This is a genomic window from Nocardioides sp. F233 (assembly GCF_057813895.1).
On record NZ_JBVASH010000001.1, the window covers coordinates 927,369 to 953,013 of the forward strand.

23 protein-coding genes are annotated in these 25,645 nt (G+C 73.2%); 13 read left to right on the forward strand and 10 right to left on the reverse strand.

Features of this window, described 5'->3' with window-relative positions; all coding sequences use genetic code 11:
• Position 1: 1 nt before the first annotated feature.
• Complete coding sequence (locus ACZYRU_RS04420; RefSeq protein ID WP_488955862.1) at positions 2-736, forward strand: hemerythrin domain-containing protein; 735 nt, start codon at positions 2-4, stop codon at positions 734-736.
• Here ACZYRU_RS04420 and ACZYRU_RS04425 read toward each other — a convergent pair.
• Positions 733-4,050: an ATP-binding protein gene (locus tag ACZYRU_RS04425; RefSeq protein WP_488955863.1), complete on the reverse strand. Its 3,318-nt coding sequence runs from the start codon at positions 4,048-4,050 to the stop codon at positions 733-735. The genes ACZYRU_RS04420 and ACZYRU_RS04425 overlap by 4 nt on opposite strands.
• Positions 4,051-4,369: 319 nt before the next feature.
• Between ACZYRU_RS04425 and ACZYRU_RS04430 the strand changes: the two genes are divergently transcribed.
• The 7 genes from ACZYRU_RS04430 (at position 4,370) to ACZYRU_RS04460 (ending at position 9,333) form a co-directional block, all read left to right on the forward strand.
• Positions 4,370-5,095: an N-acetylmuramoyl-L-alanine amidase family protein gene (locus ACZYRU_RS04430; RefSeq protein WP_488955864.1), complete on the forward strand. Its 726-nt coding sequence runs from the start codon at positions 4,370-4,372 to the stop codon at positions 5,093-5,095.
• Positions 5,096-5,408: 313 nt separating this feature from the next.
• Positions 5,409-6,305, forward strand: a complete 897-nt coding sequence (locus ACZYRU_RS04435; RefSeq protein WP_488955865.1) for a glucosyl-3-phosphoglycerate synthase — start codon at positions 5,409-5,411, stop codon at positions 6,303-6,305.
• Positions 6,305-7,162, forward strand: a complete 858-nt coding sequence (folP, locus tag ACZYRU_RS04440; protein WP_488955866.1) for a dihydropteroate synthase — start codon at positions 6,305-6,307, stop codon at positions 7,160-7,162. The genes ACZYRU_RS04435 and folP overlap by 1 nt, the downstream gene beginning before the upstream one ends.
• Entirely contained in the window at positions 7,159-7,620 is a 462-nt protein-coding gene (locus tag ACZYRU_RS04445) for a hypothetical protein (RefSeq protein ID WP_488955867.1), read from the forward strand. The genes folP and ACZYRU_RS04445 overlap by 4 nt, the downstream gene beginning before the upstream one ends.
• Entirely contained in the window at positions 7,617-8,186 is a 570-nt protein-coding gene (locus tag ACZYRU_RS04450) for a rhomboid family intramembrane serine protease (RefSeq protein WP_488955868.1), read from the forward strand. The genes ACZYRU_RS04445 and ACZYRU_RS04450 overlap by 4 nt, the downstream gene beginning before the upstream one ends.
• Entirely contained in the window at positions 8,183-8,563 is a 381-nt protein-coding gene (locus tag ACZYRU_RS04455; RefSeq protein WP_488955869.1) for a VanZ family protein, read from the forward strand. Before ACZYRU_RS04450 ends, ACZYRU_RS04455 begins: the two co-directional genes overlap by 4 nt.
• Complete coding sequence (locus ACZYRU_RS04460) at positions 8,560-9,333, forward strand: enoyl-CoA hydratase-related protein (protein ID WP_488955870.1); 774 nt, start codon at positions 8,560-8,562, stop codon at positions 9,331-9,333. The genes ACZYRU_RS04455 and ACZYRU_RS04460 overlap by 4 nt, the downstream gene beginning before the upstream one ends.
• A 10-nt stretch (positions 9,334-9,343) precedes the next feature.
• Here ACZYRU_RS04460 and ACZYRU_RS04465 read toward each other — a convergent pair whose 3' ends face one another.
• A complete protein-coding gene (locus ACZYRU_RS04465; RefSeq protein ID WP_488955871.1) occupies positions 9,344-10,240 on the reverse strand; it encodes a DUF559 domain-containing protein in 897 nt (298 codons plus the stop codon).
• 133 nt (positions 10,241-10,373) lie between these two features.
• Complete coding sequence (locus ACZYRU_RS04470) at positions 10,374-11,384, reverse strand: TIGR03617 family F420-dependent LLM class oxidoreductase (RefSeq protein ID WP_488955872.1); 1,011 nt, start codon at positions 11,382-11,384, stop codon at positions 10,374-10,376.
• 119 nt (positions 11,385-11,503) lie between these two features.
• Here ACZYRU_RS04470 and ACZYRU_RS04475 point away from each other — a divergent pair, with 119 nt between their 5' ends.
• Positions 11,504-12,172: a hypothetical protein gene (locus tag ACZYRU_RS04475; protein WP_488955873.1), complete on the forward strand. Its 669-nt coding sequence runs from the start codon at positions 11,504-11,506 to the stop codon at positions 12,170-12,172.
• Positions 12,173-12,179: 7 nt separating this feature from the next.
• On the opposite strand, the gene ACZYRU_RS04480 is transcribed toward ACZYRU_RS04475, so the two are convergent.
• Genes ACZYRU_RS04480 through ACZYRU_RS04490 form a run of 3 tightly spaced genes read right to left on the reverse strand, consistent with a single transcriptional unit; the run spans position 12,180 to position 17,515 of the window.
• On the reverse strand, positions 12,180-13,757 hold the full coding sequence (locus ACZYRU_RS04480) for a fatty acyl-CoA synthetase (protein ID WP_488955874.1): 1,578 nt from the start codon (positions 13,755-13,757) through the stop codon (positions 12,180-12,182).
• 41 nt (positions 13,758-13,798) lie between these two features.
• Positions 13,799-15,496 (reverse strand): alkaline phosphatase D family protein, encoded by a 1,698-nt coding sequence (locus tag ACZYRU_RS04485; protein WP_488955875.1) that lies wholly within the window; start codon positions 15,494-15,496, stop codon positions 13,799-13,801.
• Between the two features lie 60 nt (positions 15,497-15,556).
• A complete protein-coding gene (locus ACZYRU_RS04490) occupies positions 15,557-17,515 on the reverse strand; it encodes an MFS transporter (RefSeq protein WP_488955876.1) in 1,959 nt (652 codons plus the stop codon).
• Positions 17,516-17,557: 42 nt separating this feature from the next.
• On the opposite strand from ACZYRU_RS04490, the gene ACZYRU_RS04495 reads away from it, so the two are divergent.
• On the forward strand, positions 17,558-17,899 hold the full coding sequence (locus tag ACZYRU_RS04495) for a DUF2200 domain-containing protein (protein ID WP_488955877.1): 342 nt from the start codon (positions 17,558-17,560) through the stop codon (positions 17,897-17,899).
• A 16-nt stretch (positions 17,900-17,915) separates the two neighbouring features.
• On the opposite strand, the gene ACZYRU_RS04500 is transcribed toward ACZYRU_RS04495, so the two are convergent.
• Entirely contained in the window at positions 17,916-18,926 is a 1,011-nt protein-coding gene (locus ACZYRU_RS04500) for a hypothetical protein (protein WP_488955878.1), read from the reverse strand.
• Positions 18,927-19,013: 87 nt separating this feature from the next.
• The gene (locus tag ACZYRU_RS04505; RefSeq protein WP_488955879.1) at positions 19,014-20,033 is read right to left on the reverse strand and encodes a hypothetical protein; all 1,020 of its coding nucleotides are present in this window, start codon (positions 20,031-20,033) and stop codon (positions 19,014-19,016) included.
• 234 nt (positions 20,034-20,267) lie between these two features.
• Here ACZYRU_RS04505 and ACZYRU_RS04510 point away from each other — a divergent pair, with 234 nt between their 5' ends.
• Positions 20,268-21,080 carry an alpha/beta fold hydrolase gene (locus ACZYRU_RS04510; protein ID WP_488955880.1) on the forward strand — a complete coding sequence of 271 codons (813 nt, stop codon included), beginning with the start codon at positions 20,268-20,270 and terminating at the stop codon, positions 21,078-21,080.
• Between the two features lie 187 nt (positions 21,081-21,267).
• On the opposite strand, the gene ACZYRU_RS04515 is transcribed toward ACZYRU_RS04510, so the two are convergent.
• Positions 21,268-22,311 (reverse strand): AraC family transcriptional regulator, encoded by a 1,044-nt coding sequence (locus ACZYRU_RS04515; RefSeq protein ID WP_488955881.1) that lies wholly within the window; start codon positions 22,309-22,311, stop codon positions 21,268-21,270.
• Between the two features lie 70 nt (positions 22,312-22,381).
• Between ACZYRU_RS04515 and ACZYRU_RS04520 the strand changes: the two genes are divergently transcribed.
• Together ACZYRU_RS04520 and ACZYRU_RS04525 are read left to right on the forward strand one after the other, a co-directional pair.
• Positions 22,382-22,972, forward strand: a complete 591-nt coding sequence (locus ACZYRU_RS04520; RefSeq protein ID WP_488955882.1) for a hypothetical protein — start codon at positions 22,382-22,384, stop codon at positions 22,970-22,972.
• A 14-nt stretch (positions 22,973-22,986) separates the two neighbouring features.
• Complete coding sequence (locus ACZYRU_RS04525; RefSeq protein WP_488955883.1) at positions 22,987-23,427, forward strand: YiiD C-terminal domain-containing protein; 441 nt, start codon at positions 22,987-22,989, stop codon at positions 23,425-23,427.
• Positions 23,428-23,430: 3 nt separating this feature from the next.
• Here ACZYRU_RS04525 and ACZYRU_RS04530 read toward each other — a convergent pair whose 3' ends face one another.
• Positions 23,431-25,431: a FlgD immunoglobulin-like domain containing protein gene (locus tag ACZYRU_RS04530; protein WP_488955884.1), complete on the reverse strand. Its 2,001-nt coding sequence runs from the start codon at positions 25,429-25,431 to the stop codon at positions 23,431-23,433.
• Between the last annotated feature and the right edge of the window lie 214 nt (positions 25,432-25,645).

Consider the following 25,645-nt stretch of genomic DNA (forward strand, 5'->3'; position numbering starts at 1 on the left):
GATGGAAGCGACCTACCCAGACCAGCTGCTGCTGCCCGGCCAGGCGGCCGCGCCGGGAGGACCGGTCGACATGACGGTCATGTACCTGATGCACCACGGCTTCCGCCGCGACCTGCGGCGGTTCGCGGACGCCGTACCGGCGACCCCGACCGACGACCTGCCGGCGTGGGCCGCGCTGCAGGCCCGCTGGGAGCGGTTCGCGCGGATCCTGCACGAGCACCACAGCGGCGAGGACGCCGGGATCTGGCCGTGGCTGCTGGCGCGGGCCTCGGCGGAGGAGCGGGCCACGCTGGAGGCGATGGAGGCCGAACACGCCCGGATCGACCCGCTGCTGCAGGGGTGTGCGGAGCTGTTCGTGGCGCTGACCCGCGCTGGTGCCGGAGGGGACGGGCGCAGCCGCGAGGAGCTGCGGGCCGGCCTGTCGGTGCGGCTCGCGGACGCCCGTGACCTGCTCGGCGAGCACCTGCGCCACGAGGAGTCCGGGGCGATGGTCATCCTCCAGCGGCACATGACCCAGGCCGACTGGGAGGGAGTCGAGGCCGAGCACTTCCGCGGCCGGGAGGACGTCCGGTTCATGCTGTACGTCGTCCCGTGGATCGCCGAGGAGCTGCCGGCCGACGTCCGGGCGGCGGTGCTGGCCGAGGCCGGGCTGCCGATGAAGGTCGTGCTCCGGCTGGGCCGGCGCGGCTTCCGCCGGCTGGAGGACCGGGCGTTCCACCGGGTCCTGGCCACCTAGAAGGAGTGGCGCTCCCGCTCGCGGGCGAACCACCGCTCCGCCCGCGGGATCCGCCACTCCCGGATCTGCGCCATCGCGTGCTCGGCATGCCGGGTCGCGGTCGCCTGCTCGCCGGTGGCGGAGGCGGCCAGCGCGAGGTAGGCGTCGACGGGACCGTGGAAGGTGGAGGTCCCGGCCATGACGCAGGTGCCGCGGTAGGGCAGCAGCCGGGCGTACGCCGTCGCGGCGAGCTCGGGCAGGTGCAGGCCGGCGGCGATCTCCGCGCCGAGCGCCCAGAGGAACTCCGAGAACCAGTTGTCGGTCTCGATCGCGATCCCGAACGCGTCGACCACGGCGCGGGCCTCGTCGTGGCGGCCGTGGCGCAGGGCCAGTGCAGCAACGGCCGGGGTGATCGGTGGGGCCTCCGCGTCGACGTACGCGACCAGCTGCTCGGCCGGCGGCATCGGCACCTCGACGTCCCAGAACGGCACGAAGAGCGCGGCGCCGCCGACAGTGTCGGACTTGTACGCCGACGACATCAGCTCGGTGCACGCGACCAGGCGGGCGAAGGCGTCGGCGGCGCCGGCGTCGTCGTCGTGCATCGCGGCCCAGGAGTGCAGGAGCGAGCTGGCGACCATCTCGACGAAGGAGAGCTTCTCGTCGTGGGACTCCCGGCAGATCGCGGCCAGCTCCTCCTCGAGGCCGTCCAGCTCGGCGAGCTCGCAGCGGGAGGTCGCCAGCAACAGCCGGACCGTCAACCGGCTGCGGACGTCGCCGGCGCGCTCGGCCAGCCCGAGCGCCTCGATGCACCAGTCGCGGCGCTCGGCGGCGGTGCTGCGCAGGTGGTTGACCCCGGTCGCGCTGGCCAGGGTCGACAGGAGCAGGGAGTCGTCGCCGATCCGGCGTGCCATGGCGACCGCCTCCCCGCACCAGCGAGGGACGTGGGCGGCGGTCTCGGTGTAGTAGGCCTCCGAGGCGAGCGCCAGCAGCAGGCGGCAGCGGATCGGGCTGTCGCCGTCGGGGATGCGCGCCAGCGCGGCCTGGATCGCGGCGACGACGTCGGGGTTCGTCTCGTCGTACGCGCGAGCCGGCCACAGGGCGTCCCGGGTGCTCACCGACACCGCAGCGACCACGAGCTCCGGGTCGCCGAGCGTGTGGGCGATCACGACCGCCTCGTCGACGGCAGCCCGCATCTCGAGGCGGTGGGTCGACCAGCGGCACGCCTCGGCGTACCGCACCAGCAGGTCGAAGCGCTCGCGCGGCGTGCCCGCGGGGTCGTCGGCGTGCAGCCGGAGTGCGGTCGCGAAGTGGGTGCGGGCCTCGTCGGCGGCGTGGGCGGCGAGCGCCTGGTCCCCGGCGCGGGCGGCGGCCTCGTGGGCGCGGCGGGCGTGCCGGCGCCCGGCGGCCTCCCAGTGCCGGGCGGCCTCGGCGGCCCGCTGGTCGCCGTCCAGCGACTCCTCGACCAGCACGGCCAGCGAGGCGTGCAGCCGTTCGCGGCGTGAGCGGGCCAGGGCGTCGTACGCCGACTCGCGGACCAGCGCGTGCGCGAACCGGAACCGGTCGGCGCCGAGGTCCTGCAGCAGGTCGACGTCGAGCGCGGGCTCGAGGAGGTCGAGCACCTCGAGCTCGTCGTGACCGAGCGCCGGGGCGAGCAGGTCGAGCCCGAACTCGCGCCCGATCGCGGCCCCGGCGGTGAGCGCCGCTGCGGTCGGCTCCGGCAGCTGCGCGATCCGGCGCTGGATCACCGCGGCGACCGTGGGTGGCAGGCCGTCGAGGACCGCGGCCAGGTCGCGGTCCTCGTCGCGGGCCAACCGGCCGTACTCCACGAGGAAGAACGGGTTGCCCTCGGTACGACGGTGCACCGCGCCGGCCAGCGCGGGATCGTCGGCGCCGGTCAGTGCCGTCAGCAGGGTGCCGGTCTCGTCGGCGGACAGGCCGGTCAGCTCGATCCGGGTCGCCTGGTGCCGGGCGAGGGTCTCGACCGTCTCGGCCAGCTGCGGGTGGGTAGCCTCGCTGCCCGGTCGCCAGGTGGCGACCACCATCAGCCGGGTGCCGGGGTCGACGTGGGCGCACAGGTGGCGCAGTACCCGCAGGGAGAACGGGTCGGCCCAGTGCAGGTCCTCCAACCCCAGCAGGACCGGGCGGTCCGCGGCCAGCTCGGTCAGGGTGCAGCGTACCTCCTCGGCGACCGCGAACCGGGCGGCGTCGTGGTCCCCGGACGGATCGGGCGTCCCGCCGGGCGTCCCACCGAGGGCGACGGTCCACGGCCACAGCGGCGGCGCGTCCTCCTCCTGCGAGCAGCGGCCGACCAGGACGAGGGCGTCCTGGTCCTGGGCGCGCAGGGCCAGCTCGGAGCCGAGCCGGGTCTTGCCTGCGCCCGCGTCACCGACCAGCGCGGCGAAGCGGGGGTGGCCGGCTGCGGCGTCGGCGAACAGCCCGGTGAGGGTCTGCAGGTGGGTGGAGCGGCCGACCAGCGGCCAGGGCGGTACGACGACCCGGGCGGGTGCGGGGGTGGGCCGGCTGGGGGCCCGGACCCGGATCGGGACCGGCGTCGCCCCGGGCAGCTCGTGGCGCAGGATCGCGGTCTGCACGTCGCGCACCGCCTCCGAGGGCTCGAGTCCGAGCTCGTCGTCGAGGGTGCGACGCAGCCGGTCGAGCACGGCGAGCGCGTCGGCCTGCCGTCCGGTGCGGGCCAGTGCGACCGCGAGCAGGGACCACGGCCGCTCGCGCAGCGGCTGCTCGACCGTCAACGCCTCCAGCTCGGGGACCGCCTCGGCGTCGCGGCCGGTCGCGACCAGGAGCGCCGCGCGCTGCTCGCGGGCCAGGACGCGCAGCGCCGCCAGCCGGGCCCGCTCGGGGCCGACGGCGTCGGAGTCGGGAAGGTCGGCGTACGGCTCGCCCCGCCACCAGCCGAGCGCCTCGGTGAGGGCATCGACGGACCCGGCTGCCGCCGTACCGTCGGCGACGGCTGGGACTGCGCCGTTGCTGGTGAGCACCGCCTCAGCCGCGCGGACGGCCGTGGCGAAGGCGGTCGCGTCGGACTCGGCGTGGAGGCGGTAGCCGTGCGCCCCGCTCGACAGGTACGACGACGGTGATCGCGCGGGCAGGTCGGGCTCGAGCAGCCGCCGGATCACCGAGACGTAGGCCTGCAGCGTCCCCGGCGCGCTCGGTGGCGGGTCGGCGCCCCAGACCGCGGTGACGAGGGCGTCGGCCGGGACCGGGTGGTCGCCCGCCAGCACGAGCGCGGCGAGCAGCGCCCGGTGCTTCGCTGCCGGCACCGCGACGGGTCGGCCGGAGTCGGACACGACGGTCGGGCCCAGTACGCCGACCCACATGGCGGTGATCCTAGTGGCGCGTCTCGGACGTTGTTGGTCGTTTGCCGTGCTCACGGTGCGTGCATCGCAAGGCGCGGGCGCGCAGCCATACCGGGTCGTCTCGCAAGCGCCCGCAACGCAGCGAGGTGCGTGCTGTGGGTGCGTCGGGCGCTCAAGAACGTCCGAGACGCGCCACTAGGGTGGGGTGATGCCCGCGCAGTGCCGTTTCGCCCGATTCGCGGGAGGGCTGGCGCTGGCCGTTCTCCTGGCGGGGTGTGCGGGCGGACCGCCGGAGCCCGCGCCCCGATCATCTGCACCGGACTCGCCGACCGCGTCGGTCGTGCCGACCACTCCGCCGGCTCCGGCCCCGCGGCCGCTCGCCGGCCGGGTCGTCGTCCTCGACCCGGGCCACCAGCTCGGCAACGCGCGGTTCCCGGCCGAGGTCAACCGGCTGGTCGACGCGGGCGGCTTCGACAAGGCCTGCAACACGACGGGTACGTCGACCGACGACGGCTACCCGGAGGCGACGTTCACCTGGCAGGTGGCGGTGGAGGTACGCCGCCGGCTGCGTGCGCTGGGCGCGCGGGTGGTGCTCACGCGGGACGACAACTCCGCGGCGGAGTGGGGGCCGTGCATCGACGAGCGCGGCCGGATCGGCAACCCGGGGGAGCCGGGGCCCACGGCCGACGTGCGGGTCAGCCTGCACGCCGACGGGGTCTCGACAGGCTCGACCAGCAGGGGCCGCGCGCACGGGTTCCACGTGATCCGGCCCGGCCAGCGGTCCGGCTGGACCGACGACATCGTCACGCCCTCCGAGCAGCTGGCGGTCGCGCTGCGCGACGCCCTCGTCGGCGCGGGGTTCACGCCGTCGACGTACCTCGGCGAGGACGGGATCGACGTCCGCACCGACCTCGGGACGCTGAACCACTCGGAGGTGCCGGTGGTGATGGCCGAGCTCGGCAACATGCGCGACGCCGGCGATGCGGCGGTGATGGAGAGCGACGCGGGCCGTCGTCGCTACGCGCGGGCCGTGGTCAGAGCAGTCCGCGCCTACCTGGGGTCCTGAAAGGACGATCAGTTGCGGGCGTGCCTCCCGAGCGGGGGTGCGGCGAGCGGTGGCGCCGGCATCCGCGCCGGCCCCTCGTTCGACTGCGCGGGCGCGCGTCGCCTCGGGCGGCGGGTGTGCCGCTCGATGTGCGGACAGCCGCGAGGCCCGTGCTTGAGCACGCAGCGCACCTTGCGTCGGAAACGGCGAAACGACATGACCAACTCCAGGGGGAGGGAGCACCCACATTTCCCGAGACCCTTCGACACTAACACCGGGTTCAGGGGTTGGGGAGGCGATCGGACCCTCGAATGCGCGGGGTAGGTTGGCCGTCATGGGCATCCGGGCCGGCCACTGGGACGACTGGGCCCTCGAGGGACTGCTGGGGCGCAAGGCCGCCATCGGCCAGCGCGTCAGCCTCGTCGTACCCGCCCGCAACGAGGCGGCCACCGTCGGCGCCGTCGTGTCCCGGGTCCGCTCGGCGCTGATGGACACCGTGTCCCTGGTCGACGAGGTGGTCGTGATCGACAGCGACTCCGTCGACGACACGTACGCCGTCGCCGAGTCAGCCGGCGCGCGGGTGCACCGCTCCGCCGAGATCCGCCCCGACCTCGGCACCCACCCGGGCAAGGGTGAGGCGATGTGGAAGTCGCTGTTCGTCACGACCGGCGACCTGGTCGTGTTCATGGACGCCGACCTGCACGACTGGGACACCCACTTCGTGCCCGGCCTGCTCGGCCCGCTGCTGCACGACCCCGAGGTGCAGCTGGTCAAGGGCTTCTACGACCGGCCCGGCGCCGACGGCCCGCTCGAGGGCGGCCGGGTCACCGAGCTCGTCGCGAGGCCGCTGATCGCGCTGCTCTTCCCTGCCCTGGGGGGTCTGGTGCAGCCGCTGGCGGGGGAGTGGGCGGTACGACGCTCCTGGTTCGCCGGGCTGAGCGTCCCGACCGGGTACGCCGTCGAGCTGGCCGCTCTCGTCGACACCGTCCGCCTGGCCGGCCCCGAGGCCATCGCGCAGGTCGACCTCGGCGTACGCGCGCACCGGCACCAGGCACTGCGCGACCTCGGCGGCATGGCCACCCAGATCCTCGCGGCCGCCCTGCAGCGGGTCGGCGTGGAGGGGGCCGGTGCCGACGGGGAGGCGGTGCTGCGACAGTACCTGCGCGGGCTCGAGCCGGTGGAGCGCGTCGTACCGACCCTCGAGCGACCGGCGGCGGAGGCGTACCTGTGATGAAGCTCGGACGGCAGGCGTTCGGTGACGACGAGGCGCTGATGATGGCGATCGTCAACCGGACGCCGGACTCGTTCTTCGACAAGGGCGCCACCTGGGCCGAGGACGCCGCGTTCGCGCGGGTCGCCGAGGTGGTCGCCCAGGGCGCGGAGATCGTCGACATCGGCGGCATCAAGGCCGCGCCCGGCGTCGAGATCTCGGCTGCCGAGGAGAAGGACCGGGTCGTCGACTTCGTCGCGCGCGTCCGTGAGACCTACCCGGACCTGGTCATCTCGGTCGACACCTGGCGCGCCGAGGTCGGCGCGGCCGTGTGCGCGGCCGGTGCCGACGTCCTCAACGACGCGTGGGGCGGCGCGGACCCCGAGCTGGTCGACGTCGCGGCCGAGTACGACGCCGCGATCATCTGCACCCACACCGGCGGCGTGACGCCGCGGACCCGCCCCTACCGGATCGAGTACGACGACGTGGTCGCCTCCGCGATCGCCGACACCGTCGCCTACGCCGAGCGGGCGCTGGAGGCCGGCGTCGCGCGCGAGTCGATCGTGATCGACCCGGCCCACGACTTCGGCAAGAACACCTTCCACTCCCTCGAGGTCACCCGCCGGCTGGGGGAGATGGTCGCGACCGGCTGGCCGGTGCTCGTCTCCTTGTCCAACAAGGACTTCGTCGGCGAGACCCTCGGCCTCGAGGTCGGCGAGCGGCTGCTCGGCACCCTCGCCGCCACCTCGGTCTGCGCGCTCGCCGGCGCCCGGATCTACCGGGTCCACCAGGTCGTCGAGACCCGGCAGACCGTCGACATGGTGTGGTCAATCGCCGGGCGACGGCCGCCGCTGCGAGCCATTCGGGGGATTCAGTGATCGCGCTCGTGCCGGGCGTGCCGGCCCTGCTGCCGTCGTACGCATCGCTGGAGGACCCGGTCGGTTCCTTGCGTGCGGCCTGCCTGGCCGCGGTGACTGCGCTGGGACCGCGGGTGCGGGTCGTCGCGTCCGGTCCCTCCGGCTCGCGGGTCGCGGCTGCCCTGGTGGGCGCTGCCGGTGGCGCGGTGGTCGAGGACGGCGAGACCGGCGTGCTCGTGGTCGGCAACGGCTCGGCCAAGCGCACCGAGAGGGCGCCCGGCCACTTCGACGAGCGGGCGGATGCGTTCGACGCCTCGCTGCGCCTGTCCTTCGACGGGATCGACGCCGCACTGGCCACCGAGCTGTGGGCGGACACGGCCTGCCTGGCCGGGTTGCCGCCGCTGGCCGAGGCCGAGGTGACCTACGACGACGCACCGTTCGGTGTGCAGTACTGGGTCGCGACCTGGGACGTCGCGTGAGCGACCTCCGAGCCCGGCCCGGCTGGCAGGTGGCCGCGATCGGGGCCGTCGGGTTCGTCGCGCTCCTGTGGGGGATCGAGCTCGTCGACGTCGCCGCCTCGCACCGGCTCGACGGCTGGGGGATCCGGCCGCGGTCCGGCGAGGGCCTGCTCGGGATCCTCGCGGCGCCGCTGCTGCACGGCGGGTGGGGGCACCTGAGCGCGAACACCGTGCCGGCCCTGGTCCTCGGCTTCCTCACCCTCGCCACCGGCATCGGCCGCGGGCTCGCCGCCACCGCGATCATCTGGTTGCTCGGCGGCCTCGCGGTCTGGCTGGTCGCGGGCAGCCACTCGGTGCACCTCGGTGCGTCCGGGCTGATCTTCGGGTGGCTGACGTACCTGGTCGTGCAGGGCTTCGTGGACCGCAAGCCGCTCGAGATCGTGGTCGGGCTGGGCGTGCTCGTCGTCTACGGCGGCGTGCTGTGGGGCGTGCTGCCCGGCACTCCCGGCGTGTCCTGGCAGGGGCACCTGTTCGGTGCGCTCGCGGGCGTGGTGGCCGCGTTCGTCGTACGCGAGCGATCGGCGTGAAGGCACTGCGCCTGCCGTGGCTGTGGCTGGGGCTCTGGCTGCTGCTGGTGCTCGCGGTCGTCGTGCTGTCGCTGGGCTCGCCGCCGCCGGCGCCCGACGTACCGGCCAGCGACAAGTGGCAGCACCTCGTGGTCTACGGGCTGCTGTCGCTGACCGCGGTGCAGCTGTTCCGGACCGGCCGCCCACTGCTCGCTGTGGCCGGTGCGCTGGTGCTGCTCGGCATCGGGCTCGAGATCGCGCAGGGAACGCTCACCACCGACCGGATGATGGACTGGCGCGACGCCGTCGTCAACGCGCTCGGCGTCGGGCTCGGGCTCCTCACCAGCCGGACGCGGCTGAGGGACGCGCTGCTGGTCGCCGTACCCTCGCGGGCGTGAGTGCTGAGCTGCTGATCGACCGTGACCACCCCGGCGTCGTCGAGGTGACCTTCAACCGTCCCGAGCGACGCAACGCCTTCACCACGGCGATGTACGGCGCGATGCGCGAGCTGTGGCTCGAGCTGGCCGAGGACAGGTCGGTGCGGGTCGTCGTCCTCCGGGGTGAGGGCGGCAAGGCGTTCGCCGCCGGCAACGAGATCTCCGACTTCCTCGAGGCCGACGCGGCCGAGTACGAGACCTGGATCCGCGAGATGCTCGACGGCCTGTTCGCGCTCCCGCAGGTCACCATCGCCGCGGTCGACGGCGTGTGCGTCGGCGGCGGCCTCGCCGTCGCCACCAACTGCGACCTGCGCGTGGCGACCGCCGCGTCCCGCTTCGGGTACCCGATCGCGCGCACCCTCGGCAACGCCCTCTCCTCGCCGGTCCTCCACCGCTGCGCCGAGGTCTTCGGCGAGTCCCTCACCCGCGAGATGCTGCTCGCCTCCCGGCTGGTCGCCGCCGACCGCGCGTACGCCGCCGGCGCGATCCTCGCCGAGGTCGCCGACCGCGCGTCGCTCGATGCCGAGGTGGCCGCGCTCGTCGACGGCATCCTCCAGGCCTCGCCCGTCACCCTGCGCGTCACCAAGCAGCAGCTGCGCCGCCGCGCGTCGATCGCCGAGACCGCGCCGGCGGACGAGGAGCCGCTGCTGCGCGAGGTGTACGGCGGGCCGGACTTCGCCGAGGGCGTCCGGGCGTTCCTGGCGAAGGAGAAGCCGGCGTTCCGCGGCTGAGCCGGGCCGCTTACGCGATCTGTCGCGTCGCGCGTCGCCCCACCCTGGTGCGGCGCGCCAGCGCGATCGCATCGGTGAGCACGGCGGCGACGTAGGCGGCGTCGTACATGACATCGCTGTAGGTGAACCGCACGACGATCCACCCGTTGCGCACCAGCGTGGTGTAGCGGCGGATGTCCGCGTCGTGCTCGGCAGGCCCGGCGTGCCACTGGCGAGACTCAGCCTCGATCACCAGTCCCAGCTCGACGTCGGCCAGGTCCACGCGGTGAGGACCGATCCTGACCTGCGGTCGAACCGTGAGGCCGCGGACGCCCAGGCAGATGGCGCGCAGGCAGGACTCGAACGGGTTGGCTGCACGACCGTCTGCGGCGTGTGCCACCCGAAGCGCGTTGGAGCGGCCCACCCGCGACGACGCGGCCACAGCGGCGAGCAGCTCGTCGCGGCGTACCCGCCCGGAGCGCAGCGCCGAGTCGGCCACGGCCAGGGCAGCATCGAACGGCTCGGTCTTCAGGCAGCCGACCACGGTCTCCAGAGGTGGACTGACCCGAACGCCTCGGTCGTCGATGACGGCCGGCGGCGGCCGGTCCTGCCAGTGGAGGTTCGCCAGCCGGTGCTGCTGCGGTGTGATCCTTCGTCCGCGAGGGAGGGTGAGATGTGGCCGCTCCGGGGGCTCCTTGACCTCGAATCCCCAGGCGAGCGCGGCGCTCAGGTGGGTGACCGTGGCACCGAGCTCGACGGAGAGCCTCGCCGCCTCGTCGATGCCGGGCACTCCGTAGCGGCCCCGTCGTAGGCGGATGATCGTCCGCTCCAGTACTGCCTGCCGGATCCTCCGAGCCGTGCAGCAGCGGCGCAGCGAAGCGGCATCGATGATGCCGCCCGCCTCGCGCACTGCCGCCGCTGGATCCACGGTGTCATCGTTGCCCGCTGGCGCCTTCGATGCCCCCGCTCGTCCACAGGGTCACGAACCGCCCACCGTTCAGCGCGATCCTCGCGATATCCGGACCCTGATCCGCCAACGGTGGATCGTTCGTGACAGGTGATCAGCGCAGCGCGGAGGCCAGCGCGGCCACCTGCTCCAGCGGCGGGTCGTAGCCGGGGAAGTAGCAGCACACCCGCTCCACGCCGGGGATGTCGCCGAAGCGACGGTGGAGCTCGGCGGCGCACTGCTCGGGGGTGCCGGCGACGGCGAGGGTGTCGAGCATCGTGTCGTCGACGAGTGCGGCCATCGCGGCCACGTCGCCGGTCTTGGAGAGGTGGTTGAGCTCGGGCTGCAGGTCGGCCCAGCCCTCGACCTCGAGGACGGGGCGGTACGCCGGGGTGGAGCCGTAGAAGGCGAGCAGCGCCCGCACGCCCGCCCGCGCAGCAGCCACCTCGACCTCGGTGCGGCCCATCGCCACGATGGCCTGGGGGTGCACGGCGAAGTCCCCGGCGGTCCGGCCGGCGAGCGCGAGGCCCTCGGCGATCGCGGGGAGGGTGCGCTCGCGGACGTGGCGGTGGCTGTGGAACGGCATGACCAGCAGGCCGTCCGCAACCTCGGCGGCGGTGCGGGTCATCAGCGGGCCGAGGGCGCCGAGGAGGACCGGCGGCGGGCCGTACGGGTTCGGGCCGGGGACGAAGGTGGGCGGCATCAGGGTGTGGGTGGTGTGCTCGCCGCGGAAGTCGAGTCGTTCGCCGGACTGCCAGGAGTGCAGGATCGCCTTCACGGCGCCGACGATCTCGCGCATCCGCGCGGCGGGCGGCGACCAGCGGGCGCCGTACCTCTTCTCGATGTGGGGCTGGATCTGCGAGCCCAGGCCGAGCCGGAACCGGCCTCCTGACATCAGCTGGAGGTCCCAGGCGGTGTGGGCGAGGTGCATCGGCGATCGCGGCATCGCGATCGCGACGTTGGTCATCAGGTCGGCGTCGACCTGGCCGGCGACGGCGGCGAGGGGGAGGAAGACGTCGTGCGGCCCCTCGAAGGTGAACAGGCCGGCGGCGCCGGCGTCCGCGAGCTCACGCGCGCGGGCGCGCACCCGGTCGGGTGGGGCGTCCAGCTGCAGGTCGAGGAGCACAGGCCCATCCAAGCGGACGGAGCGGTGCTTCGCACCTGGTCGCTTGGTGCGGACGTCGCAGTTTGGTCGCGCGCCGCGAGGGGAACGCGGCTTCCGTGCAGAGCCGACAAGGTGACGCCGTGGTGAAGGACGTGCGCCGGCAGCGACGGCGCGCGGTGGCGAGCCTGGTCGTGGTCCTCGTGTGCCTGGTGCTGATGCTCGGCACCCTGGTGCTGGTCGGAGACGGGCGCGACCGTACGGCCGCGGCGGTGGGCCTGCTGATCGCGGTGCTGGGGGGCTCCATGCTTGCCCTGCTGTTCGTCCAGCCTCGCCCGACGGGTTGGCAGCCGGCCGGCCTGCTCCGGCTGCGGGCCCGCGCCGGGTTCGAGGTCCCGATGCGCGCACTCGTCGTGCTGACCGTGCTTCTCGGCGTCGTCATGGGGCTGTCGATCCCGGCGATGATCGGAGAGCCCGGTCCGGCCCCGGCGATCGGCGTCCTCGCCCGCCTGGTGGTGGCGCTCGGCTCGTTGTGCGCCGTACCGAACCTGCTGCGGATGCTGGTCGGCCGGCTGCCCTGGACGACCCTGGAGCTCGGCCCGCGACTGGTCTACCGCGGCTGGCGGCGCTCCGCCGACCTGGCCTGGAGCGACATCGACGCAATCAGGCGGCATCCGACGGCGTCACACGACATCGTCATCCGGCACGGGCGCGGCGAGGAGCTGCTGCTCCACGCCTCGCTGTTCCCCGGCGCGCGCGGTGAGCTGCTCGACGAGCTGCGCCGCCGCCGGGCGCTCGCTGCCCGTCGTTGAGCGATCCTCAGCCCTCTCCCGCCGCCAGGTCGGCGTGCGCGTCGCGCAGCTGACGCTTGAGGATCTTGCCGCTCGGGTTCTTGGGCAGGGCGTCGGCGAGGACGACGTACTTCGGCGCCTTGTAGCCGGCGAGCACCGATCGCGCGTGGGCGAGCACGTCGTCGGGGGACAGGTCCGCCCCCGCACGGAGTACGACGACCGCCGCGACCGCCTCCACCCAGCGCGGGTGGCTCACCCCGAAGACGGCGACCTCCGCGACGTCGGGGTGGGTGTAGATCGCCTCCTCGACCTCGCGGCTCGCGACGTTCTCGCCACCGGTCTTGATCATGTCCTTCTTGCGGTCGACGACGTAGAGGTGACCGGTGTCGTCGAGGTAGCCGAGGTCGCCCGAGTGGAACCAGCCGCCGCGGAAGGCCTCCGCCGTCTTCTCAGGATCGCGGTAGTAGCCGAGCGTGGCGTGCGGGCTGCGGTGCACGATCTCGCCGACGGTCCCCGCCGGGACGGGGACATCGTGGTCGTCGACGATCCGGGTCTCGACGTTGATCGAGGGGCGGCCGGCCGAGCCGGCGTACGGCAGCTGCTCGTCGGGGCCGAGGATCGTGGCGAGCGGGGCCATCTCGGTCTGGCCGTAGAAGTTCCACAGCGCGACGTCGGGCAGCCGCTGCTGGAGCTCGCGCAGCACCTCGACGGGCATCGGCGAGGCGCCGTAGTAGCCCTTGCGCAGGCTGGACAGGTCGGTCGTGTCGAAGTCGGGGTGCCGCAGCAGCCCGATCCACACGGTCGGCGGCGCGAAGAACTTGGTGACCCGGTGCTCGGCGATGGTGCGCAGCACGGTCGCCGGGTCCGGGCCGGGCAGGATGATGCTGGTCGCGCCGAGGTAGACGTCGGTGCCGAGGAAGCAGTCCAGCTGAGCGCAGTGGTAGAGCGGCAGCGTGTGCAGCTCGACGTCGTCGGCGCCCATCGACCCGTCCAGCGCGCACGAGACGTACTGCCACAGCAGCGACCGGCTGCTCAGCAGCGCACCCTTGGGCCGCGACTCGGTGCCGGAGGTGAACATCATCCGGACCGGGTCGTCGTCGGCCATGGGTACGACGACCGCCGGCCCGTCGTGCTCCAGCCAGCCCGTCAGGTCCGCCCAGCCGTCGGGAGCCGCCTCGCCGGCAACGCAGATCACCCGCCGCTCCCGCACCTGCGGGTCGGCGGCCGCGGCGATCGCGGCATCGGCCACCGCCACCAGCGCGTCCTCGGCGACGAACCCGGTGGCGCCGCTGTGGTCGAGGATGAACGCGATCTCGTCGGCGCCGAGCATGAAGTTGATCGGCACCAGCACCACGCCGGCGCGTGTGGCGGCGAAGTCGAGCACCGCGAACTGCCAGCAGTTGTGGCTGAGCAGCGCGAGCCGGTCGCCCTTGCCGAGCCCGGCCGCCGCGATCGCGGCGGCCGTCCGCTCGACGTACGCGTCCAGCTCGGCGAAGGTCAGCCGCGTGTCCCCGTTGATCACCGCGACCTTGTCGGGGACGCGCTGCGCCGTGCGCCGGGGCAGGTCGCCGAGGGTGTGCTGACGGGCCGAGGAGACGTCGCTCATGCCCCGAGGCTAGAGCGGCGCTGGTTGGTCCGGGGTAGGCGTCAGGTCAGCCGCGTCGCCGCCGCGGTGATCCGTCGTGATCCGGCCCGGGTCTGGCGCGAGGCGACGTACCGGACGGGGCTGCTCGGGTCGGTGCCCTTGTCGACGAGGTACCAGTCGGTCTGCACCCGGTCGCTGGCGAAGTCGACCACCATGCAGCCCGTGCGGAAGCCCTCGGACCAGCGGATCCACGGGTTGGCGAGGGCGTTGTTGGTGGACAGGACGGTGTCGAGGAGGTTGCCGACGCCCGGCGCGACCTGGTTGACCATGGTCTGCAGGGACGGGGAGGCGACGCCCGGGGTCACGTACTCGACGGCGACCGACTTGCGGTCGAGCAGGTAGCGGTTGGGGCGGGCGGGGATCTCGCAGGCGTAGCTCTGGTGCACGTCGCCGGTGAGGATCACGACGTCGTCGATCCCGGCCATGCCGTCGACGATCCGCTGGCGCTGGTCGAGGAAGCCGTTCCAGTCCTCGACGTAGAGCTGCAGCAGCGGGTCCTCGAGCTTCGTGGACAGCGCAGGCCCGAGCAGGTCGGTGATCTGGCCGGGAACCTGGGGCCCCAGGTTCTGCGGGAAGAAGGGCACCTGGTTGCCGAGGACCTTCCAGCGTGCGGTGCTCGCCGCGAGGCCCTGGACCAGCCAGTGCTCCTGCTCGTCGCCGATCATCGTCGCGTCCGGGTCGCTCGAGGAGGAGCCGAGGGCGACGTACCCCAGCAGCATGCTCTTCGGCGGCTGGGTGCGGAAGCGGCGCTCGTCGAGCATCCACAGGTCGACCTGGTCGCCGAACGCCAGGCGCCGGTTGATCCGCTGCCAGTCGTCGGGGTCGGTGTGCCGGATCGGCAGCCACTCGAGAAACGCGCGGCGCCCGGCCGTGGCGCGGGTCGCCCAGTCGCCCTCGGTGGCCGGGTCGTGGTTCTCGGCGCCGTCCTGCCAGGTGTCGTTGGCGATCTCGTGGTCGTCCCAGACCGCGACCATCGGGTGCGCGGCGTGCAGGTCCTGGAGGTTCTGCTCGAGCTTGTAGCAGCCGTGCCGCACCCGGTAGTCCTCGAGCGAGAGGCACTCGTGGAGCGGGTCGGCGTTGCGCGGGTTCTTGGGGTAGCCCGCGAGCACGCCGCCGGGTGCGTACTCGTAGACGTAGTCGCCCAGGTGCAGGATCGCGTGCAGGTCGGTGCGGGCGGCGAGGAACTTGTAGGGCTGGAAGTAGCCCCAGTCGTAGTTGGCGCACGACACCACGCCGAAGCGCACGGCCGACGACGAGCCGGGCGCGGGCGCGGTGCGGGTGCGGCCGGTGCGGGAGGTCGCGCCGAGGGCGGTGAAGCGGTACCAGTACGCCGTCGCGGGGTCCAGGCCGCTGACGTCGACGTGCAGCGTGTGGTCCTGCGCGGCGGAGGCGGTCGTCGTACCCGACTGGACGACCTGGGTGAAGGCCGCGTTGCGGGAGATCTCCCAGGTGACCTCGACGTCGGGGCCGACGCCGGAGCCGGGCGTGGCCTCGACCGACGGGGTGATCCGGGTCCACAGCACGACGCCGCCGGGCAGCGGGTCGCCGGACGCGACGCCGTGCACGAACGGCGCGGACGCGGCCACGGCCTCGGGCCAGGAGGCCAGCGCCAGGGCGGCGCCGCCGCCGAGGGCACCGGCCATCAGCGAGCGGCGGGAGACGCCGCGGGAGTCGGGAGCGGGAACGGGGGAGCTGGGCACGGGGGCCTCCTGCACGCAGTTGTGGAGATCCCTCTCGCAACGAGCCGGGTGTGACCTGCGTTACGTGGCGTCGGCCAGCGGGGTGCCGAGGTCGAGGTCGAAGTCGCGGGCCTCCTCCCACACGCTGAGCGTGCGGGCGCCGAGTGCCTCGGTGGAGCCGGCGACGGTGAGCACGTAGCGCCCGTTGGCCGGACGGGGCACCTCGTAGCGGCCCTCGTGGTCGGTGCGGACCGTGGTGACCAGCTCGCCGGTGGCGCGGGTGAGGACGACCAGCGCGTCGACCACGGGCCGCCCGTCGGAGGCCCGGATGGTGCCGCCGAGGGTGAGCCGCTCGCGCAGCACGATCGGCGGGACGGGCGCGGCGCTGTCGAGCGTCATCATCCGCGAGCGCGGGCGCCAGCCGTCGGCGGAGGTGACGACGAGGTAGTCCGCCGGCTCCGGTACGGCGGCCGTGAACCGCCCCTCCGCGTCGGCCTGGCCCCAGTCGACCGCGCGGCCGTCGGGGGTCAGCACGGTCACGACCGCGTGCCGGATCGGATTGCCCCTGAGGCTGAGCACCTGGCCCTGGACGATCTGCGCTCGCGTGGTGTTCTCTGCGCCCGAGCGGTCCGCCTCCTCGGCGTACTCCCGCATCCGGAGCATGGGTACGCCGATCAGTGCCGTCGCCAGGGCGGCCACGGCGGCGAGCCAGAAGATCACCATCAGCGAGTGCAGGCTCGGCAGCTCGCGCCCGGCCAGGGTGAGCGTCGAGGCCGTGGTGATCGCCGCGGTGGCGGCGCTCGCGGTCGACGTGCCGAAGGAGCGCAGCAGCACGTTGAGGCCGTTGGCCGAGGCGGTCTCGGTGACGGGGACGGCGCGCATCACGAGGGTCGGCAGGGCGCCGTACACCATCGCGGTGCCGGTGCCGACGACCACCGAGCCGATCACGACCTGCGGGAGGTCGGCGCTGTAGAAGGTCCGCCAGACGTACGTCGTCCCCATCAGCAGCGCACCCGAGACGAGGGTGGCCTGCGGGCCGATCCGACGGATCAGCCAGGCCGAGACGGGCGCCATCAGGCCGAACGCGGCGGCGTTCGGGACCATCCAGAGGCCGGTGTGGAGCACGTCGAGGCCGCGGCCGTAGCCGGTCTCGACGGGCAGCTGGAGGAGCTGGGTGGTGACCAGCATGTTGGCGAACATGGCGAAGCCCGCGAACACCGACGCGAGGTTGACCAGCACCACCGAGCGGCGGGCCGCGACCCGGACGTCGACCAGCGGTCGCGGGGTGCGCAGCTCGAGCGGGATCCAGATCGCCAGCACCGCCGCGCCACCGGCGAGGCAGCCCACGGTCGACGCGGAGGTCCAGCCCCACTGGCTGCCCTTGGACAGTGCGAGCAGGACGGCGGTCAGCGCGACCGACAGCAGTGCGGCGCCGCGCAGGTCGAAGGAGCCGCTGGTGCGCACGGGCGACTCGGGCAGCAGGCTCAGCGTCCCGGCGATGAGCACCACCCCGACCACGCCGGTGAGCCAGAACGAGGCGTGCCAGTCCATGTGCTCGACGATCAGCCCGGACAGCGGCAGCCCGACGCCGGCGCCGATCGCGAGCGTCGCGCTCATCAGGGCGACGCCCAGGGGCACCCGGTCGCGGGGGAGCTCGTCGCGCATGATCGCGATCGCGACCGGGATCAGCGCGACGCCGACCCCCTGGAGAGCGCGCGCGCCGATGAGGAGCGGCAGCGCCTGGCTGAGCGCGCCGAGCAGCGAGCCCAGCACAGCGACGCCCAGCGACACGACCATCATCCGGCGCTTGCCGTACATGTCGGCCAGCCGCGAGATCGTCGGCGTCGCCACCGCGCCGCTGAGCAGGGTCGCGGTCACCAGCCAGGAGGCGCTGTCGGCCGACGTACCGAGGATCCTCGGGAGGTCCGGCAGCAGCGGCAGCAGCAGCGTCTGCTGCAGCGAGACCACGATGCCGCAGCACGACAGCATCGCCACGACGACCGCAGGGCTCGTGCGTGGTCGGACCTGGTCGACGGCCACGCTGGAGGCACCTCTTCCTGCGCTCGAACTACGCTGCGATGCGTGCACCGTATCTTCTCGACCAGCGTGGCGTCGGTCTACTCCCACTACGTGGCCAAGGTCGAGAAGAAGGGGCGCACGAAGGCCGAGCTCGACGAGGCGATCTGCTGGCTGACCGGCTTCTCCCCGGCCGAGCTGCAGGCACGCCTCGACGCGGGTACGACGTTCGAGGACTTCTTCGCCGCTGCCCGGCTCAACGCCGCGGCCGTCCTGATCACCGGCGTGGTCTGCGGGATCCGGGTCGAGGACGTCGAGGACCCGTTGATGCAGAGGATTCGGTACCTCGACAAGCTCGTCGACGAGATCGCCCGCGGCAAGGCGATGGACAAGGTGCTGCGAGGCTGACAACTCACCCCAGCCATCACTCGGTGCAGGCGCGGTAGCTCGCGTCGACCGCGAGCCTCCTGCCGTTGCGCAGCTTCACCGTGGCGGTGAGGGTGGCCGGAGCGTTGTCGGCCAGCGGGAGGGCGAGGGAGCTCCCCTTCCTGAGCTTCCTGCCCCTGAGAGTGGCGACCCGCGTGCCGTTGACGGCGAAGGTGACCTTTCGGAGCCGCTTGATGCGCTTCCTCCTCGCGGTCAACCGCGCCGTGGCGTCGTGGGTCGGGCAGGCGCGTGCGCCCGGGAGCCCGACGTACCTGCTCGCCCGGCCCGACGGTGCCTTCGTCGCAGAACCCGGTACGACGAACGCGATCGACAAGGAGGCCGAGCGGGTGGCGGTGACGACGGTGTCGGAGGGGAGGTCCGTGTCGGCGGCGAGGTGGGCCTCGTAGGACCCCGCCGGGACCAGCACGGTCACCGACCCGACGCGGGGGAGGGACCAGCTCGGGTCGGCGGCGCCGTTGCGGAAGACGTCGATCGTGCTCTGGCCGGGACCCTGACCGCTGACCGCGAGGGTCGCCCACAGGGGCGAGGCCAGGGTGAAGTCCGCCAGGAGGTCGGCACCCAGGACCATCGCGGCCCGGCAGTCGGGCGGCGGATCGGTCGCGACCGTGCTCGTCGTACCGCTGACGTCGAGGGTCAGCGACGTCGGCAGGCCTGCCGTGGAGGCGGCCGACGCGGTGCCCCGGAGGGTCGTCGTCGTGGTCACCGAGCGCGCGGGCTCGGACGTGTCGGCCGGGTCGGCGAAGGTCCGGGTCACCGTGTCCGTGATCGAGGCGGGCGGCCCGTTCTCGGTGACGCCGGCGACCTGCGCCGGGAGGTCGGCCGGGTCCGTCTGCTCGCACGGACCCTCGACGTCCTGGAAGGCGTAGCTGGACAGGCTCGCCGTGGTGAGGGCCGGCGCGGCGTGGGCCGCTGGCAGGACGGCGGCTGTGGCGAGGGCGAGTGTGGTGGCGAGACCGGCGCCGAGCAGGCGCGCGTGCGCGAGCGACATGAGGTGCAGTTCCTTGTCCGAGAACCCGAGAGGTGCACCGGCTGCCGCGGGTGCGCCGGGCACGAACCTAGCCCGTACGTCGCGCGCTCAGCTGGTGCAGGCGACGTACCCGGCGCTGACCTTGCGCTTCCTGCCGTTCTCGAGGGTGACGGTCGCGGTGATGTCGGCGGCGGTGTTGTCGGCCAGGGGAAGGACGACGGCCCGCCCCTTCTTGAGCTTCTTGCCCTTGAGGGTGGCGGCCTTCTTGCCGTTGACGGTGAAGGTGACCTTCTCGATCTGCTTGATCCGCTTCTTCCTGGCGGTCAGGGTCGTCGTGGCGCTGTGGGTCGCGCAGTCGCGGGCGCCGGGGAGCGAGACGTACGTGCCCGCCTTGCCGGAGGGGGCCTTGGAGGCGGATCCGATCGGGGCGAACGTGATCGACGCGCTGCCCGAGCGGGTGCCGCTGTAGGCGGTGTTCGTCTGGTGCCAGGCGTCACCGCCCACGGCGGCCTCGTAGTCGCCTGCGGGCAGCAGGACGGTCGAGCTTCCCGCGCCGTCGGTGTCGTCGGACCTGGCGACGTCGAAGTCACCCGACGTCTGCCAGATCTCGACTCCGCTGGAGCCCGGGCCGCGGCCGTCGATGGTGATCGTCGCCCAGGTCGGGGTGGTCAGGGTGAAGCTGGTGGACACCCAGGCGCCGAGCCTCGTGTAGGCGCTGCACTTCGACGACGTGCCCTTGCTGGCGGAGGCCGTGATCGCGCCGCTGTAGCTCATCGCGAACGACGTCGGTCGTCCCCCGGACGTCGTGACCGAGCCTCGGGCCTGGAGCGCAACGGTGTTGGTCACCGTGTCGGTGGGGTCGCTCTGGGCGGCGAACGTCCTGGACAACGCGTGGCTGGCACTCGCGGGGGCCGCGTTCTCGACGAGCGCGACGGACGGGCCGGGCGGCGGCGCTGCATTGCTGGGAGGGCACGTGGTGGTGTATCCGTACCCGCCGCCACCGAACGAGAGGCGGGCGTCGGTGAGGACCGGGGTCGCGTGAGCGGGTGGCGGCGCGACGAGCAGTGACCCTGCGGTGAGGGCGGCCGCGAGGCCGGCGCCGAGCAGGCGCGTCAGGGCGAGCGTCATGAGGAGCATCTCCTTGTCCGAGAACCGAGAGCGCGGCCGAACCTGCCGGGACCGCCGCGCCGAGCACGACCCTAGTGAGGGTTCCTCAGTCGTCAAAGAGAGCGAACGGTCCGCGCACCCGGGTGCGAACAAGTGCTTGCGCGCAGCTAGCACGTCCCATACCCTCGGTATCCGCAACTCTCCGTTGCACCTATCTGCCGCACCAGCGTCGGTGCGGGGAAGAGCGAGGTCGCCATGCTTGCCCACGAACGGATCGGCTCCGGAGAGCCCCTCGTGCTCGTGCACGGGATCGGGCACCGGCGGCAGGCGTGGTACCCGCTGGTCGACCGGCTGGCCCAGGAGCGCGAGCTCATCCTGATCGACCTGCCGGGCCACGGCGAGTCGCCGGCATTGGTGCCGGACGGCCGCCCGGTGCGCGACATCCTGCGCGACATCCTCGAGGACTTCTTCGTCGAGCAGGACCTCGACCGCCCGCACATCGCGGGCAACTCGCTCGGTGGCCGGATCGCCCTCGAGGCGGCGGCCGACGACCTGGTGAGCAGCGCGACCACGCTCGCGCCGGCCGGGTTCTGGCGCAACCAGGTCGACTTCGCCTACATCCGGGCCGTCTTCACGCTGCTCACCGGTGCCGCCACGCTGGCGCAGCCGGTCGCCCCCGCGATCCTCAGGACGGCGCCCGGTCGCGCCGCCGCCTTCGGCCTGCTGATGACCAAGGGCCACAAGCTCAGCCCGGAGGCTGCCCTCGGCGACGTGCGCGGCCTGGTGCACGCACGGCCGGCGCTGGAGACGATCATCGACGGCGGCTTCCCGTTCGACCGCCCGATCGACCCGGCCATCCCGGTCACGGTGGCGTGGGGCACCCGCGACCTCGTGCTGCTGCCGTACCAGGCCGGCCGTGCGCGGCGGGCCCTCCCGAACGCCGAGCACGTGACCCTGCCCAGGTGCGGCCATGTCCCGATGATCGACGACGTCGACCTGGTCGCCGACGTGCTGCTGAAGGGCTCCGCCCACCCGCGCCTCGGCCAGGCGAGGTACGACGTCGCCTGACCGGGGCGCACGGGAGTCACCCCGCGGGGAGGATGGCTGGCGCCCGCCAGCCGGTGCCGTCCTGGATGCCGGGGATCGCGGCGGCCTGGGTGCCAGGTCGCCGAGGCGCGCTCGGGCACCACGTCGGTCGCAGAAGTCCATCCCGGTCGGGAAGGCGGACCGCCTGAATGTCGCACGCCGGCCCGGCTCAGGTCTTGACCTGGCCTGCCTCGTTCTCGACCTTCGCTGACACGGCTCGTGCGGTCTTCCGGACCTGCTTCGGCGGCAGCCCGAACCACCGCCGGCTGGCCCGGGACAGCGCGCTCTGCTCGCTCAGGCCGAGCACGCCGGCGAGCTGGCCGAGCGGCATGTCGGTCTCGCGCAGGTAGCGCTCGGCCTCGTCACGGCGCACCTGGTCGACGAGGGCGGCGAACGAGGTGCCCTGCTCGGCGAGCTGGCGCTGGAGGGTACGGCGGTGCAGCGCCAGCTGGCCGGCGACCAGGTCGAGGTCGAGGGTGCCGGTCGGCAGCATGTGGCGGACCAGCTCGGCGACCGTGTCGGCCGTGGCCGATGCGGTGGGGACCGCGATCGTGCTGAGGTACTGCTGGGCCAGGGCGTGCACGTCCCCGTCATCGGCGAGCGGTCGCCTCAGCACCGCGGCCGGGAACCGGAAGGAGTAGCGGTCGGCGGCGAACTCGACCGAGCAGCCGAAATAGGCGCGGTACGTCGCCGGGTCGCCCAGGGGCTGGTGGCGCAGCTGGACCGACCGCGGCCTGAAGTCCGCGCCCGCGAGCAGCTGGAGCACGCGCAGGGCCACGCCCAGCGCGAGCTCGGCCGCCTGGCGGTGCGGTGGCGCCCGCCGTACGACGATCCGCCACTCGAGCTCGGCCATCCGCGAGCGCGGCGGCGCGGTCACCGTGATCGCGATCGCCGGGCTGTAGACCGTCATGTACTGCTCGATGGCCTGCAGTGCCGCGCCCGTCGTACCGGCCGTGCGCGCCGCGACACCGAGCGGACCGAGGATCTCCAGTCCCTGGCGGGTGGCGAGGCGGCGACCGAAGTCGTCGGTTCCCGTCGCCGCGGCCGCCGCCTCCAGCGCCGTCACGACGCTGCGGTAGCTGACGAAGCTGTCGTGGTCGCCGAGCGCCGCGGCCGGCAGGTGGGCCAGGTCGAGCAGCGTCTGCAGGTCGCCACCCAGCTCGTCGACCAGTTCGGCGTACCCCTGGAGCGCCGTGCCACGGATCAGCGACATGTCGCTCAGGGTCAAGAACGGGTCGCGCGCTGTCAAGACCCGCGGCCCCGATGGAGGTGATCGTGGAGTCATGAGCCGCTTCGACATCACCCAGACCAACGCCGCTGTCCGCCGCCTGATGGAGACGACCACCAACCCGCGCCACCGCTGGCTGCTGGCGGCCTACGACCGGCACCGCAACCTGGAGATGGCCGGTCGCTGGAAGGAGATCTTCGCCCCGGAGATGACCGTCGCGCACCCCGTCTACCACTTCAACGTCTTCGGCATCCAGACCGTGCTCGACGGCGCCGAGGCGGTCCAGGCGGTCTACGAGGAGTGGTCGGGCACGGCCCAGTGCGTCTTCTACACCGATGACGAGCAGCTCGCCGTCGGCGACAACATGATCGTGTCCACCGCGACCATCTACCAGCAGACGCCGGGCTCCGTGCTCGTCGCTGCCGGCGCCCCGGTCGACCCGGCCGCGCACTACCTCGTCGCCAACGTCGAGCACATGATCTGGCCGTACGACGACGAGGGCCGCCTGGTCGGTGAGGACGTGTGGGAGATCGACCAGTCGAAGCGGCAGGTCATCCCGCTCGACCCGTCGGAGGTGCTGACCGTCGAGCAGTCCGGAGCCCTGCTGGCGCCGTACATCAGGGACCTGCCGCAGCGACCCTGGTGAGTAGGTTGGTCCGCGTGACCGACCTCCAGCAGACCACCGCCGACGTCCGCCGCATCATCCCGATCCTCGACGCCATGCAGGTCGAGGTCGTCGAGCTCGAGCGGAACACGGTGGCCGCGCGGATCCCCGCCGCACCCAACGTCAACCACTTCGGTACGGCGTACGCCGGCTCGCTGTTCACCGTCGCCGAGGTCCTCGGCGGCCTGCTCCCGCGCACCTCGCTGGCGGTCGAGGGCGGCGTACCGCTGATCAAGTCGATGACCATCGACTTCCTGCGCCCCGCCACCACTGCGGTCGTCTCGCGTGCCCGCATCGAGGACGAGGAGATCGAGCGGGTGCTCGCGGAGTACGCCGAGCGAGGCAAGTCGGACTTCGAGATGGTCGCCGAGGTCACCGACGAGGAGGGCACCGTCGTCGCGCGGACACGGGGGCTGTACCAGCTGCGCCGGTTCTGAGCCTCAGTGGCTGACTGACACCGTCACCGGTGCGGTCCAGTAGTAGCCGTACGGCTCAGCCGCGCCCGGGGTGTCCCGGGCGACCAGGCTGGTGAGGTGATAGGTCCCTGCTGGTCGGCTGTCGAGGTCGACGGTGACCCGGAAGCGGCCCGTCGCCGGGTCGCGCTCCATCGCCGCGCCGCAGCAGCTGTTCCCGATCAGCGCGACGCCGGCGGCCTGCACGGTGACGCCGGGCGTGGGCGTCAGCTCGAGGGTGACCTTGTTGCCCGTCGTGGCGACGACCGCGAGCGTTCCCGGAACGGTGTCGTCGAGGCGGACGGTCACGGCTGCAGGGGTCGCGTTGCCGAGCGCGTCGGTGAAGGTCGTGCGGACGACGTAGTCACCGCCGGGCAGCCGCTTGCCGTCGGGGCCGGTGCCGTCCCAGGTGAACGACGTGCGGCCGTTGCCGCCCGCGGCGACCGTGTGGTCGACGAGGGTGGTGCCGTCCGCGCTGGTGACCACGAAGTCGGCGGACTGCACGGCCGACTGGTCGCTGACGCCGAAGCTGAAGGTGCCCGCGACGTACTGGTCGGGCAGGCCGAGGTAGAGCCGGGTGCTCGCGGGCTGGGTCACGACCGGACCCGCGGTGTCCTCGGCGAGGACCAGCTCCTGGTCGGGCGTCGTGAAGGTCGTCGACGCCGCGCCCCGCGTGATGAGAGCACGGACCGGGTAGGTCCCCGCCGGGCGGCCGGCCAGGTTGACCACCGAGCGGTAGGTGCCGGTGGCGGCGTCGTACGTCGCCTGCTGCGGAGCGTCGTCGGCGCTGTCCGCCGGCGAGGTGGACACGGCGACGGCGGTGACGCCGGCGCCGGCCTTCGGGGTCACGACGACCTGCCAGCGGTAGCCGTCGATGCGGGTGAGGGCCAGGGTGCCGGGGACGGTGGCGTCGAGGTCGACCGTCACGGCGGGGCCCGTGGTGCGGTAGCCGGCGGCGTCGGTGAAGCGGGTGGTGACCCGGTAGCGCGCGGCGGGCAGCAGGGCGCCGTTGTCCCGGGCGCCGTCCCACTCCAGGCCGAACAGGTGGGTCAGGGGGTCCGCCTCCAGCGCGCCCCCGTCGTCCAGCGTGCCGGTCGCGACAAGGGCACCGACCCCGTTGCGGACCTCGTAGGTCGCCGCGGTGATCGCACTGGCGTCGCGCACCGCGAACCGGGTCGTGGTGGTCTCGTAGGCACCCGGGCGTGCGAGGTGCAGGGTCTGCGACGCGTCGGAGAGGTGCAGCTTCGCCGTCGGCGCGACGCGGTCGACGACGCGTACCGGGATCGTCGTGCTGTAGCCCTGCTGCTTCGCCCCGATCCGGTCGGTGAACTCGAAGAGCGCGCCGGCCAGGCCGCTGTAGGTGCCGCAGTCCGAGACGTTGAACGTCGCCTGGATGCGGCCGCCGAAGCCGGGGGCCTTCGCGTCGCTCACCGCGCACGTCGCAGCGCCGTACCCGTCGCCGACCATGAACCGGGCGCTGACGGGGGTGATGCCGGGACGCGGGCCGATCGACATCGTGGCGTTGGTGGAGTACGTCGTACCGCTGGCCACGCCCTGCAGCGGGACGACGGTGTGCCGGTCGAGCGGCATCGCGTAGTACTCGACGTCACGGGTGCCGTCGGCGTCGACGGCCTCGACCCGCAGCCGGTAGTCGCCCTCGGGTACGTCGTGCCCGGCGGCGTCGACGAAGGTCCAGTCGACGTCCTGGGTGTTCGTGACCGGCACGTCCTGCGCGAGGGTCCGCACCACGGCTCCCGATGCGTCGAGCGCCCGGACGGTGACCGCTGAGGGCCGTGAGACCGACCACGCGACGGACGTGAGCGCGCCCTTGGTGCCGCTCTCGGAGGTCAGCCCCTCCGAGAACGTCACCCGGGGCTGGGTGGTGAACCTGATCTGGACGGCGGGTTCCGCCGCCTGGGCTGCGGGCAGCGCAGCCCCCGAGATCGTCAGTGCGAGGACCGTCGTCCCGATCCGCAGCCAGCGCCCCATGTCACCACTCCTTCGTCGGTCGCTCCCCATCGGCGACCGTCAGGTGCCCAACGCGTCACCATGCGATTTGGTGACGGCTTGGCGGCGTACCGACCGGGTACCGCGTCCCGGATTCCTCAGGACGGAGGTCCCGGTGCCGATCAGCGGAATGCGCGAGTGGTGGCGCGACAAAGTAAAGGGATAGCCTTCAGAGGTCAGCGATCGCTGTGAGAGG

Bases quoted from the DNA above. Each gene is read 5' to 3' on its own strand.
- ACZYRU_RS04420 (WP_488955862.1), top strand. From the start codon at position 2: ATGGAAGCGACCTACCCAGACCAGCTGCTGCTGCCCGGCCAGGCGGCC.
- ACZYRU_RS04425 (WP_488955863.1), bottom strand. From the start codon at position 4,050: ATGTGGGTCGGCGTACTGGGCCCGACCGTCGTGTCCGACTCCGGCCGA.
- ACZYRU_RS04435 (WP_488955865.1), top strand. From the start codon at position 5,409: ATGGGCATCCGGGCCGGCCACTGGGACGACTGGGCCCTCGAGGGACTG.
- folP (WP_488955866.1), top strand. From the start codon at position 6,305: ATGAAGCTCGGACGGCAGGCGTTCGGTGACGACGAGGCGCTGATGATG.
- ACZYRU_RS04480 (WP_488955874.1), bottom strand. From the start codon at position 13,757: ATGAGCGACGTCTCCTCGGCCCGTCAGCACACCCTCGGCGACCTGCCC.
- ACZYRU_RS04500 (WP_488955878.1), bottom strand. From the start codon at position 18,926: ATGTCGCTCGCGCACGCGCGCCTGCTCGGCGCCGGTCTCGCCACCACA.
- ACZYRU_RS04505 (WP_488955879.1), bottom strand. From the start codon at position 20,033: ATGACGCTCGCCCTGACGCGCCTGCTCGGCGCCGGCCTCGCGGCCGCC.
- ACZYRU_RS04510 (WP_488955880.1), top strand. From the start codon at position 20,268: ATGCTTGCCCACGAACGGATCGGCTCCGGAGAGCCCCTCGTGCTCGTG.
- ACZYRU_RS04515 (WP_488955881.1), bottom strand. From the start codon at position 22,311: ATGTCGCTGATCCGTGGCACGGCGCTCCAGGGGTACGCCGAACTGGTC.
- ACZYRU_RS04520 (WP_488955882.1), top strand. From the start codon at position 22,382: ATGAGCCGCTTCGACATCACCCAGACCAACGCCGCTGTCCGCCGCCTG.
- ACZYRU_RS04530 (WP_488955884.1), bottom strand. From the start codon at position 25,431: ATGGGGCGCTGGCTGCGGATCGGGACGACGGTCCTCGCACTGACGATC.